The organism is Aeromonas simiae, from assembly GCF_000820125.1.
Lineage (GTDB): Bacteria > Pseudomonadota > Gammaproteobacteria > Enterobacterales > Aeromonadaceae > Aeromonas > Aeromonas simiae.
On record NZ_CDBY01000088.1, the window covers coordinates 15,908 to 27,384 of the forward strand.

At 63.6% G+C, this 11,477-nt stretch carries 13 protein-coding genes; 8 read left to right on the forward strand and 5 right to left on the reverse strand.

The window, feature by feature from the left end; all coding sequences use genetic code 11:
- Nucleotides 1-53: 53 nt before the first annotated feature.
- Both BN1134_RS17855 and BN1134_RS17860 read left to right on the forward strand, forming a co-directional pair.
- Entirely contained in the window at nucleotides 54-611 is a 558-nt protein-coding gene (locus BN1134_RS17855) for a GNAT family N-acetyltransferase (protein ID WP_042048858.1), read from the forward strand.
- On the forward strand, nucleotides 608-1,159 hold the full coding sequence (locus BN1134_RS17860) for a GNAT family N-acetyltransferase (protein WP_042048859.1): 552 nt from the start codon (nucleotides 608-610) through the stop codon (nucleotides 1,157-1,159). The genes BN1134_RS17855 and BN1134_RS17860 overlap by 4 nt, the downstream gene beginning before the upstream one ends.
- Nucleotides 1,160-1,201: 42 nt before the next feature.
- On the opposite strand, the gene BN1134_RS17865 is transcribed toward BN1134_RS17860, so the two are convergent.
- From BN1134_RS17865 to BN1134_RS17875, 3 genes are all read right to left on the reverse strand, one after another.
- Complete coding sequence (locus BN1134_RS17865) at nucleotides 1,202-1,420, reverse strand: hypothetical protein (RefSeq protein WP_042048860.1); 219 nt, start codon at nucleotides 1,418-1,420, stop codon at nucleotides 1,202-1,204.
- Nucleotides 1,421-1,708: 288 nt separating this feature from the next.
- Nucleotides 1,709-2,752 (reverse strand): oxidoreductase, encoded by a 1,044-nt coding sequence (locus BN1134_RS17870; protein ID WP_042048861.1) that lies wholly within the window; start codon nucleotides 2,750-2,752, stop codon nucleotides 1,709-1,711.
- Between the two features lie 10 nt (nucleotides 2,753-2,762).
- Nucleotides 2,763-3,923: a multidrug effflux MFS transporter gene (locus tag BN1134_RS17875; RefSeq protein WP_156991864.1), complete on the reverse strand. Its 1,161-nt coding sequence runs from the start codon at nucleotides 3,921-3,923 to the stop codon at nucleotides 2,763-2,765.
- Nucleotides 3,924-4,091: 168 nt separating this feature from the next.
- Here BN1134_RS17875 and BN1134_RS17880 point away from each other — a divergent pair, with 168 nt between their 5' ends.
- The 3 genes from BN1134_RS17880 to hemW all read left to right on the forward strand — a co-directional run bounded on the left by BN1134_RS17880 (nucleotide 4,092) and on the right by hemW (nucleotide 6,669).
- Nucleotides 4,092-4,778 carry a metallophosphoesterase gene (locus tag BN1134_RS17880; protein WP_042048863.1) on the forward strand — a complete coding sequence of 229 codons (687 nt, stop codon included), beginning with the start codon at nucleotides 4,092-4,094 and terminating at the stop codon, nucleotides 4,776-4,778.
- An 82-nt stretch (nucleotides 4,779-4,860) separates the two neighbouring features.
- Nucleotides 4,861-5,457, forward strand: coding sequence for an XTP/dITP diphosphatase (locus BN1134_RS17885; protein WP_042048864.1), 597 nt, complete (start codon nucleotides 4,861-4,863; stop codon nucleotides 5,455-5,457).
- 66 nt (nucleotides 5,458-5,523) lie between these two features.
- Nucleotides 5,524-6,669, forward strand: a complete 1,146-nt coding sequence (hemW, locus tag BN1134_RS17890; protein WP_042048865.1) for a radical SAM family heme chaperone HemW — start codon at nucleotides 5,524-5,526, stop codon at nucleotides 6,667-6,669.
- A gap of 13 nt (nucleotides 6,670-6,682) precedes the next feature.
- On the opposite strand, the gene BN1134_RS17895 is transcribed toward hemW, so the two are convergent.
- Nucleotides 6,683-6,898: an alternative ribosome-rescue factor A gene (locus tag BN1134_RS17895; RefSeq protein ID WP_042048866.1), complete on the reverse strand. Its 216-nt coding sequence runs from the start codon at nucleotides 6,896-6,898 to the stop codon at nucleotides 6,683-6,685.
- A 97-nt stretch (nucleotides 6,899-6,995) separates the two neighbouring features.
- The gene (zntR, locus tag BN1134_RS17900; RefSeq protein ID WP_042048867.1) at nucleotides 6,996-7,433 is read right to left on the reverse strand and encodes a Zn(2+)-responsive transcriptional regulator; all 438 of its coding nucleotides are present in this window, start codon (nucleotides 7,431-7,433) and stop codon (nucleotides 6,996-6,998) included.
- Nucleotides 7,434-7,780: 347 nt separating this feature from the next.
- On the opposite strand from zntR, the gene purH reads away from it, so the two are divergent.
- From purH to BN1134_RS17915, 3 genes are all read left to right on the forward strand, one after another.
- Complete coding sequence (gene purH / locus BN1134_RS17905; RefSeq protein WP_042048868.1) at nucleotides 7,781-9,373, forward strand: bifunctional phosphoribosylaminoimidazolecarboxamide formyltransferase/IMP cyclohydrolase; 1,593 nt, start codon at nucleotides 7,781-7,783, stop codon at nucleotides 9,371-9,373.
- Between the two features lie 64 nt (nucleotides 9,374-9,437).
- Nucleotides 9,438-10,727, forward strand: coding sequence for a phosphoribosylamine--glycine ligase (gene purD, locus BN1134_RS17910; protein ID WP_042048869.1), 1,290 nt, complete (start codon nucleotides 9,438-9,440; stop codon nucleotides 10,725-10,727).
- Nucleotides 10,728-10,837: 110 nt separating this feature from the next.
- On the forward strand, nucleotides 10,838-11,477 hold a 640-nt coding region (locus BN1134_RS17915; protein WP_042048870.1), incomplete at its 3' end, for a solute carrier family 23 protein.

Below are 11,477 nucleotides of genomic sequence, written 5' to 3' on the forward strand. Positions count from 1 at the left end.
CACTCCACGATTGGATAGAGTGAAAAAGAAACCCCTCAACAGCGGAGTCCCCCTTGTTTGCTTGGCCATTGGATGAAGACCTCTCCTTGATTTTTCTACGGCCCGAGATGAGTACCGAGCTTTTTACCCTGTGCCGTGATAACCGGGACTATCTGGGGCAATGGCTGCCCTGGCCTCCTCTGCTGCGCCACGTCGATGACATGGGGCTGTTTATTCGTCACGCCATCGAGGGGTTTGCCCGTGGCGAAAGCCTGCACTGCGCCCTCGAATATCAGGGGGAGGTGGTGGGAGCCATCGCCTACAACCAGATCGACCGCCGCCTTGGCGTCGTGGTCATCGGCTATTGGTTGGCTGAACGCTGTCAAGGCAAGGGCATCATCACCCGCGCCTGTCGTGCATTGATCCAACACGCTTTCGAGCAGATGGGCATGGAGAAAGTCGCCATCAATACCGCCGTCGATAATCAGGCCAGTCGCGCCGTCTGTGAGCGGCTGGGATTCCAGCTCGAAGGCATCAATCGCAACGCCGAACGGTTGCAGCGGGGCATGGTGGATCACGCCTGTTACGGCTTGTTGCGCGCAGAGTGGCAGCAAAGGGAGCCGCGCGGGTGAACCAAATCCCCCATCTTGTCACCGCCCGCACCCGCCTGACCGTGCTGACACCGGATCACGCCGATCTCATCCTCGACTACTACCAGCGCAACCGCAGCCACCTCGAGCCGTGGGAGCCGCTGCGGCCGGCCAACTTCTACACCCTGCCCTTCTGGCACCAGCGCCTGCGTGACAGCTACCAGCAGTGCTTCGCCGGTACCGCGCTCAACTTGGCCGCGCTGGATGAGAGCGGCCGTATGATCGCCAGCTGCAACTTCACCAACATCATTCTGGGGGTCTTCCAGGCCTGTCACCTCGGCTACTCCATCGACGCCACAAGGCAGGGCGAGGGGTTGATGCAGGAGATCCTGACGTGCGCCATCGACCACCTGTTCCAAGAGCGCGGCCTGCACCGCATCATGGCCTGTTATATGCCACGCAACGAACGTAGTGGAAGGTTATTGACGCGGCTCGGCTTCGAGCAAGAGGGAAGGGCGCGGGACTACCTGATGATCAACGGTCGCTGGGAAGATCACATTCTCACCTCGAAACTGTGCACCACCCCATAAAAAAACGGGCCCGATGGGCCCGTTTCTTCGTCGCGTGGCGACTTACTTCTTGGCTTCTTCAACAGTAGCGGCGGCAGCGCTGGCAGCCTTCTCTACGGTTTCAGCAGCGGCGCTGACGGCCTGCTCGGTGGTGGCAGCAGCTTCGCTCACGGCCTGGGCGGCAGTCGCGGCCGGCTCAGCGGCAGGAGCCTTGGCCTCTTCTTTCTGGCCACAAGCGGTCAACATCAAACCCAGGATACCGGCTACCAGTACTTTATTCATCAGTCATTCCTCAAACATGGTGGAGAGATGGCATCTCACCATCCCTGTGAACCGGAGCGAGTCCGGTCTGACACGGTGCGCACTATATCTCTCTGAAACCAGAAGGAAAACGTGTCTCTCAATGAGTTTTTTTTTACCGTTTGATAAAAGATAAGACTGTAACGCCACAAGTCAGTAAAAAGTGAGAAATAAACCCGTAGAATGTGGTGAAGAACACCAAATTCAGCTCATTTTCTGACAGCAATGACTCACGAAAAAAAGTGCGATTTTTTTTACCCAGCCCCTGACTCAGACAAAAACTGACTCGCATTCCAAGCGGCGCCCCTCTGCGGCACTGTGGGTGGCCAGCGCGAGCAGACGCATCACCCGCAGCGCCTCAACCGGCGCCACCGGATTCGCGCCTCGACCCGCAATGGCACGTGCCACCGCCGGATAGTAGCCCGCATAGTCACCCGGCACGGGCAGGATGGCGGTCTCTTCGATCTGCTCATCCTGTTGGCGATAGAGCACACCGGCGCTCTCCCCCTCACCCCAGCCTGACTGGCCCGGCAGCAGGCCAGCCTTGAGCCAGCTCTCCTGCTGATCGAGATCGAACTTGAGGTAGCTGCCCCGGTCACCATGGACGGCAAAGCGTCGCACCCGGTGCGACACCAGCGAGCTCGCGCCAAGACGCACCCGCCGTTCGCCATAGCCCAGCGTCACCTCGAAACCATCGTCGCTCAGCGCCCCTGCACGCTGGGCCACGATGTCGGCCTGCAACCAGTCGGGCTGGCCGAACAGCTGCAACACCTGATCGAGCAGGTGCGGGCCAAGATCGAACCAGAGGCCGGCGCCGGGGCCAGCCCCCTCGCGCCAGCGCTGACGAACCACGGGGCGGAAGCGATCGAAACGGGACTCCATCTGCTTCCAATCCCCCAGCTCCCCGCTTTCGATCAGCCGGCGCAGGGTCAGAAAATCGGCATCCCAGCGCCGGTTATGGAAGATAGAGAGCAGCAGAGCGCGCTCCGCCGCCAACGTGATGAGCCCTTGCGCCTCACTCACATCGAGGGCAAACGGCTTGTCGATCACCACATGCTTGCCGGCCAGCAACGCCTGGCGCGCCAACGGGGCATGGGTGTCATTCGGCGTGGCAATCACCACCAGCGCGATGGCTGGATCGGCCAGCATGGTGTCCATGTCGCACACCCGCACATCGGGCAGATCCGCATGCACCTTGCTGGCGTCACGGCTGACCACCGTGGTCAATGCGATCCCCTCGGCGCTGCGCAGCAGGGGGGCATGAAAGGTCTTGCCGGCATAGCCATAGCCCACCAGGGCAGTTTGCAACGTCATCACATTCTCCTCAGTTCAACGCACACAGGCGGCGCCCGCGTCGGGTCAATAGCAACAGCAAGGGCGGCAACAGCAGCCACATGTGCAGTTCAAGCTGCTGCAACGGCGTGGCCACCAGCACACCGCTCAGACCAACCAGGGCTCCTGCGCCGCTCATCTGGAGCAGCCCCAGCAGGGCCGAGGCGGTGCCGGCACAATGCCCAAAGGGAGCCAGCGCCAGTCCGGCGGCAGAGCCGAGCACCATGGCAAATCCGATGCTGGAGATAAACACGGGCCCCATCATGGCCAGCGGCGTCGCCATCCCCTGCAACAGGCTCAGCAGCAGCGCCGACAAGGATATCACGAGCAGACCGGCGCGCAGGGTGCGGCGTGGGCCGAAACGGCCGATGAGGCGCGGCGCCATGAAGCAGGCCAGGATGTTGAGCACAGCGTTAGCGGTAAACCAGTGGCTGAACCCCGCCATGTCGAGTCCCAGCGTCACCATCAGCTGCACCGGGGCCGCGGTGACATAGGCGAGGATCACCGCCATCGCCAGCATGCAGAGCGAGGCATTGAACACAAAGCGCGGGTCAGCGATGACGGGGCGATAACGTGCCCAGGCGATGAGTGCCCCCTCGCTGTGGGTCTCGGCCGGGCGGGTCTCCGGCATACGCCACCACAGCCAGCCTCCGACCAGGGCCGCATAGCCGGCCATGAACCAGAAGTTCGCTTCCCAGTGAAAGCGAGTGGTGAGCCAGCCGCCAAGCAGGGGCGCCAGCGCGGGGATGAAACAGATGGCGCCGTTGAGGTAAGAGATCATCTGGCCGCTTTTGCTCGGGCCATAACTGTCACGCACCACGGAGAAGGCCGCCACCGAGGTGGCGCAGGCACCCAGCCCTTGCAAGACGCGGGCTGCCATCAGCGCCTCCAACGAGCCGGCGTGGGCCGCCAGCAGCGCGCTGAGTCCATAGATGAACATGCCCCACAGGGCCACCGGCCGGCGGCCATAGCGGTCGGCCAGGGGGCCGGCCAGCAGTTGGCCCAGCCCCATGCTGAAGAGAAAACCGGTGATGGTGGCCTGCATCGAGAGCAGCGGCGCCCCCAGTGACTCAGCCATCAACGGGATGGCGGGCAGGTAGATGTCGATGGCGAGCGGGCTGAACAGCACCAACAGGATCAGCAGCAACAACAATCGCACTCAGCGCTCCTTTCATTACATGGCATTAACGGGGTCGGCGCAGTCTACGGCGTCGCTGTAATGAACGGAAATGGATTGTATTCACCTCTGTTATTCCCAAAAGGAAAGATAACTGGCAGGCCGCCACGGGTATAGTGATGGCAATGAAGGAGGCGTCATGGCATGCACCGGCATATCGATGTAAGCGGCACCGCCTGGTTCATGGGCGATCTGCACGGCTGCCTGAGTCAGCTGGAGGCGGCCCTCGCCCGCAGCGACTTCCGGCCTGAGCGCGGCGACGTACTCATCGCGGTCGGCGATCTCATCGACCGGGGCCCGGATAGCCTCGCCTGTCTCGCCCTGCTCGAGCAGCCCTGGTTTTACAGCGTGCTCGGCAACCACGAGGCGATGCTGCTGGAGGCCATGGCCGGCGATCGCCAGGCTGGCGCCCTGTGGCGCCGCAACGGCGGCGAATGGGCCGATCAGCTCGCGCGCGGCGAGCGCCGCCGCCTCGATCAACTGCTGCCACGGGTACGCGAGCTGCCCCTGGTGCTGACGGTACGGCTCGCCGGGGGCGAGCGCATCGGCGTGGTGCATGCCGACCCCATCACCCATGACTGGCGCCTGCTGGATGAAGCCTTCTGCGAGCGCTACCGGCGCGATCTGCTGTGGCAGCGCCAGCGCATCACCACCCTGCTGCTGGGTGGCCATATCGATGCGCAGATTGCCGGTATCGACCGGGTGGTGATGGGCCACACCCCGCTGCGCGGCCACTGGTTGCGTCGAGGCAACCTGTGCTGGCTCGACACCGGCGCCGCCTATCACGGGCACCTCACCCTGCTCGATCAACACACCTTGCTGGCCGGCTGAATCCCCCTTGCGCCACATTGTTGCTTTCCCTGTCAGGAGAGAGCGCCTAGAATGCCCCGAAATTCGTTTTCGGAGGTAGATGATGAACAAACTCGTACTGGCGACCGGCAATCAGAAGAAGGTCAAGGAGCTGGCAGCCATGCTGGCGGATCTCGACATCCAGGTAGTGCCCCAGAGCGAGTTTGCGGTGAGCGAAGTGGCCGAAACCGGCACCACCTTCGTCGAAAACGCCATCATCAAGGCCCGCCACGCCGCCAAGGTGACCGGGCTGCCCGCCGTGGCCGACGACTCCGGCCTGGAGGTCGACCTGCTCCAAGGACGCCCCGGCGTCTACTCGGCTCGCTTCGCCGGCGACCAGGCCTCCGATCGCGATAACATCGACAAGCTCTTGTCCGAGCTGAGCGGCATGCCGACCGAGCTGCGTACCGCCCGCTTCTGGTGTGTGCTGGTCTACATGCGCCACGAAAACGACCCCACCCCCCTCATCTGCCAGGCGAGCTGGGAAGGACGCATCACCGAGGAGCTGCACGGCCAGAATGGCTTTGGCTACGATCCGGTCTTCTTCGTCCCCAGTGAAGGCTGCACCAGCGCCGAGCTGTCGGCCGAGCGCAAGAACCAGTTGAGCCATCGCGGCCAGGCGCTGGCCAGGCTCAAGGCCGCCCTCGCCGCCGCCGACTAATCCTGCACCGAACCGAAAGTGCGATAGACTGGGGCCCACGGGCCCCGTTTTGTTGATGGAACCACCATGCTGCAACTGCCTCCCCTCTCCCTCTACATTCACATTCCCTGGTGCGTGCAGAAGTGTCCCTACTGCGACTTCAACTCCCACGCCCAGAAGGGGGAGCTGCCCCACCAGGAATACGTCGCCGCCCTGCTCGATGACCTGGAGCAGGACTTGCCCATGGCCCAGGGCCGACCGCTGCACTCCATCTTCATCGGTGGCGGCACCCCCAGCCTGCTCAGCGTCGCGGCGATGCAGGCGCTGCTAGATGGCGTCCGCGCTCGCCTCCCACTGGTGGATGATTGCGAAATCACCATGGAGGCCAATCCGGGCACGGTCGAGGCGGAGAAGTTTGCCGGCTTTCGCGCCGCCGGGGTGAATCGCATCTCCATCGGGGTGCAGAGCTTCCAGCAGCAGAAGCTGACCCGGCTCGGCCGTATCCACGGGCCGGACGAGGCGCGCGCCGCTGCGGCGCTGGCCCACGCCATTGCGCTTCCCACCTTCAACCTGGATCTGATGCACGGCCTGCCGGATCAGAGCCTCGATGACGCCCTCTATGATCTCGAGCAGGCCATCGCCTGCGCCCCGCCCCATCTCTCCTGGTATCAGCTCACCATAGAGCCGAACACGGCGTTCGCCTCCAAGCCGCCGCGCCTGCCAGACGATGAGGTGTTGTGGGAGATCTACGAGCGTGGCCACGCCCTGCTCACCGCCAATGGCTACCGCCAGTACGAGATCTCGGCCTATGCCAAGGAGGGGTACCAGTGCCGCCACAATCTCAACTACTGGCGTTTCGGGGATTACCTCGGCATCGGCTGCGGCGCCCACGGCAAGCTGACGCTGCCCGCCGAGGGGCAGATAGTGCGTACCGCCAAGGTCAAACACCCCAAGGGCTATCTGGAGCCGGGGCGGCCCTATCTGGATCAACGCTGGGTGGTGGAGGCGGACGACCTGCCGCTGGAGTTCTTCATGAACCGCTTCCGCCTGTTCGAGCCGGTCCCCAAGGCGGAGTTCACCGCCTACACAGGGCTGTCACTGGAACGGGTCGAGAGCGTGCTGGCGATCGCCCAGAGCAAGGAGCTGATCGCCGATCACGGGGAGAGCTGGCAGCTGACGGCGCTGGGGCACCGCTATCTCAACGTGCTGCTCGAGCTGTTTATGGACGAATAAGAGGGAAGTGCGGTCAGCAGGCGACGAACATCATCGACTGCTGACCGCACTCCCACCCCTTGCGGTGCTTGGGAGTGCGCTGAAAGCTGCCCTTGCCCTTGCCGCTCTTCTCGACCCGCACCTGAAACAGGGGCGAGGTCACCAACGCCTTGAGGTGATTGTCATTCACGGTGCCACGCTGATGCTCGTGGGCGGTGGCGACGTCGACCACCTTCTTCTTCTTGGCCATATCGGCTCCTTTTCATCGTATGCCCGGCATGGGACGGTTAAAAAACGCACCGATTGTGCGCCCGCTTTCATCGCGATGCAATAGGTTGCCCGCCCCTTCATGCCCCGTGCTCGTGATGCTCGTGGCTCCCCGTTTCCCCCGACTCCAGGGTCTCGAGAATGGCGCAGTGCTCGGCCGAACGCGGCCCGCCACAACAGATGGCAGAGAGCGCCTTGAGGTTCTCGCGAAAGCGGATCAGCTCGTGGATCTTCGCCTCCACCTGATCGAGCTTGGCGTCGGCCACCGCCTTCACCTCCTGGCAGGTGACGCTGGCCTTGTTGCGATCGAGATCGAGCAGCTCGCCGATGTCGGCCAGGGAGAAGCCCACCGACTTGGCCCGCAGGATAAACTCGAGACGGCGACGGTCAGCCTCGCTGTAGAGCCGATAACCCGCCTCACTGCGAATGCTGGGGGCGATCAGGCCGTTCTTTTCGTAAAAGCGCAGGGTGTCGGCCTTGATGCCGCACGCCTTGGCCAATTCACCGATCCGGTACATGTCTCCTCCTTACTCTGTTGGCGCTACTCTACACCCGCCACCCACTTTCCCCAATGCGTGCCAGCCCGTTACAACGACAAATCGGACTCGAAAACAATCGTTTGCTTCAAAATCAACGACAAACGTTTAACGCCGCGCCAATCAAGGCCTTGCACCGGCAAAAAATCCCCCACCGCTCACATTTTTTGTGTAAAATGCGCGCCGACAACCAACGCCGCCCTCAAGCGGGTATTTCCCAAAGCTGACTGCTTCAAGTCGGCTTTGTGAAATTCCCCCCACATCATCACGGGGACTCTCGTTGTGCGTGCGCGTGCCCGGGTCCCCATCACCTTGAGGACGATAGAGTAATGGAACAAGCCAGGCCCATCCGCCGCGCCCTGCTGAGTGTCTCGGACAAGACCGGAATCCTTGAGTTCGCCCGCGCCCTGAATGAGCGTGGCGTGGATCTGCTCTCCACCGGAGGCACCGCCAAGCTGCTGGCCGAGGCCGGATTGCCGGTGACCGAAGTCTCCGACTACACCGGTTTTCCCGAAATGATGGACGGCCGCGTCAAGACTCTGCACCCCAAGGTACATGGCGGCATCCTCGGTCGTCGCGACCGTGACGGCGCCATCATGAGCGAGCACGGCATCAACCCCATCGACATGGTGGTGGTCAATCTCTATCCGTTCGCCGCCACCGTGGCCAAACCGGGTTGCACCCTGGAAGACGCCGTCGAGAACATCGACATCGGCGGCCCGACCATGGTTCGCTCTGCCGCCAAGAACCACAAGGATGTCGCCATCGTGGTCAAGGCAGCCGACTATGACCGCGTCATCGCCGAGATGGACAGCAACGGCAACAGCCTGCGCCTTGCCACCCGCTTCGATCTGGCCATCGCCGCCTTCGAACACACCGCCGCCTACGACGGCATGATCGCCAACTACTTCGGCACCATGGTGCCCTCCTATGGCGACAACAAAGAGGGTGACGAGGAGTCCCGCTTCCCGCGCACCTTCAACGCCCAGTTCATCAAGAAGCAGGACATGCGCTACGGCGAGAACAGCCACCAGGGTGCCGCCTTCTATGTGGAAGAGCAGGCCGCGGTAGGCTCCGTCTCCAGCGCGACCCAGTTGCAGGGCAAGGCCCTCTCCTACAACAACATCGCCGACACCGACGCCGCGCTCGAGTGCGTGAAAGAGTTCGCTGAACCGGCCTGCGTCATCGTCAAGCATGCCAACCCGTGCGGCGTGGCCATCGGCGGCGACTTGCTGGACGCCTACGAGCGCGCCTGGAAGACCGACCCCACCTCCGCCTTTGGCGGCATCATCGCCTTCAACCGTGAGCTGGATGGCGCCACCGCCAAGGCCATCGTCGATCGCCAGTTTGTCGAAGTGATCATCGCCCCCGTGGTGAGCCAAGAGGCCCGCGACGCGGTGGCCGCCAAGCAGAACGTCCGTCTGCTCGAGTGCGGCCAGTGGACCGCCCCGGCCAGCGGCTTTGACATGAAGCGGGTCAACGGTGGCCTGCTGGTGCAAGAGCGCGATCTGGGCATGGTCACCCTGGGCGATCTCCAGGTGGTCAGCCAGCGCCAGCCCACCGAACAAGAGCTCAACGACCTGCTGTTCTGCTGGAAGGTGGCCAAGTTCGTCAAGTCCAACGCCATCGTCTACGCCAAGGACGGGCAGACCATCGGCGTCGGCGCCGGCCAGATGAGTCGGGTCTACTCCGCCAAGATCGCCGGCATCAAGGCCGAGGATGAAGGGCTGACCGTGGCGGGCTCCGTCATGGCCTCCGACGCCTTCTTCCCGTTCCGCGACGGCATCGACGCCGCCGCTGCCGCCGGCATCTCCTGTGTCATCCAGCCGGGTGGCTCGATGCGCGATCAAGAGGTGATCGACGCCGCCAACGAGCACGGCATGGCCATGGTCTTTACCAACATGCGCCACTTCCGCCATTGATAACGAGAGCGCGGGGTGGGTTCGCCCACTTCGCACACGACGAAACGAGCAACGGAAACAGACCATGAAAGTACTGGTGATCGGTAACGGCGGCCGCGAGCACGCCCTGGCCTGGAAGGCCAAGCACTCCCCCCTGGTGAACCGCGTCTTCGTCGCCCCCGGCAATGCCGGCACGGCCCACGAAAGCGGGGTCGAGAACGTGGCCATCTCGGCCACCGACATTCCGGCTCTGGTGGAATTTGCCAAGAGCCAGCAGATCGAGCTCACCATAGTCGGGCCTGAGGCACCGCTGGTGAAGGGGGTGGTCGACGCCTTCCGTGCCGAGGGGCTGGCCATCTTCGGCCCGACGGCCGCCGCCGCACAGCTGGAAGGCTCCAAGGCCTTCACCAAGGACTTCCTGGCGCGCCACGCCATTCCGAGCGCCGCATACCAGAACTTCACCGAGGTGGAGCCGGCACTGGCCTACCTGCGCGAGAAGGGGGCCCCCATCGTGGTCAAGGCCGACGGTCTGGCCGCCGGTAAGGGCGTCATCGTCGCCATGACCCTGGAAGAAGCCGAAACCGCAGTGCGTGACATGCTCTCGGGCAACGCCTTCGGCGATGCCGGCGCCCGGGTGGTGATCGAGGAGTTCCTGGAAGGGGAAGAGGCGAGCTTCATCGTCATGGTCGACGGCGAGCATGTGCTGCCGATGGCCACCAGCCAGGATCACAAGCGCGTCGGCGACGGCGATACCGGCCCCAACACCGGCGGTATGGGCGCCTACTCCCCGGCCCCTGTGGTCACGGCCGACGTGCACCAGAAGGTGATGGAGCAGGTGATCCTGCCGACCGTGCGCGGCATGGCCGCCGAAGGCAACGTCTACACCGGTTTCCTCTATGCCGGTCTGATGATCGATGAGCAGGGCAACCCCAAGGTGATCGAGTTCAACTGCCGTTTCGGCGATCCCGAGACCCAGCCCATCATGCTGCGCATGAAGTCCGATCTGGTCGAGCTGTGCCTGGCCGCCTGTGCCGGCAAGCTGGATCAGATGGAAGCCGTCTACGACCCGCGCGTCGCCATCGGTGTGGTACTGGCCGCCGGCGGTTACCCCGGCGACTACCAGCAGGGCAAGCCCATCAGCGGCCTGCCGGTTGAGGAGGCGAGCGGCGAGATGGTGTTCCACGCCGGCACCCGCCTGGAAGGCGATACCGTCGTCACCGCAGGGGGCCGCGTGCTGTGTGCCACTGCGCTCGGCCAAAGCGTGGCCGAAGCCCAGCAGCGCGCCTATCAGCTGGCGGCTCGCATCCAGTGGGATGGCCTCTTCTACCGCCATGACATCGGCTGGCGCGCCATCGAGCGTGAGCAGGGCAAGTAATCCCCCTGTACTCAAGGGCCCGCTTCTGCGGGCCCTTCTCTTCATCCAGATTCCCCGCGCCGCGACGGCGGCACGATATGTTGTAACCCCAAGCCTCGGACAAAATCACCATGACCAGCGCGTCCCGCCCCCACACGGATCTCATCTACGGACTGGAGGCCAGACCTCCCTTACCCCAAACCCTGTTTGCCGCCCTCCAGCACATGCTGGCCATGTTCGTCGGCATCATCACCCCCCCGCTCATTATCGCCTCCTCGCTGGGGCTGAGCGCCGAGGAAAGCCGCTACATCGTCTCCATGTCGCTGCTGATGTCGGGCATCGCCTCCTTCATCCAGACCCGCCGTTTCGGCCCGGTCGGCTCGGGACTGCTCTCGGTGCAGGGCACCAGTTTTAACTTCCTCGGCCCCATCATCGCCTCTGGGCTGGCCCTCAAGCAGGCGGCCATGCCCGAAGAGCAGATGCTGGCCACCCTGTTTGGCACCATACTGGTCGCCTCCCTCAGCATGATAGTGGTGAGCCGCTGCCTGCATCTGATCCGTCAGGTGATCACGCCGCTGGTCACCGGCATCGTGGTGCTGCTCATCGGGCTGACCCTGATCAAGGTGGGCCTAGTGAGCATGGGCGGCGGCTTTGCCGCCATGCAGGATGGCAGCTTCGGCAGCCTGGAGAATCTGGGGCTCGCCCTGCTGGTGCTGCTCACCATAGTGCTGTTGCAGCGCAGCCAGAACCCCTGGCTGCGCTGCAACAGCA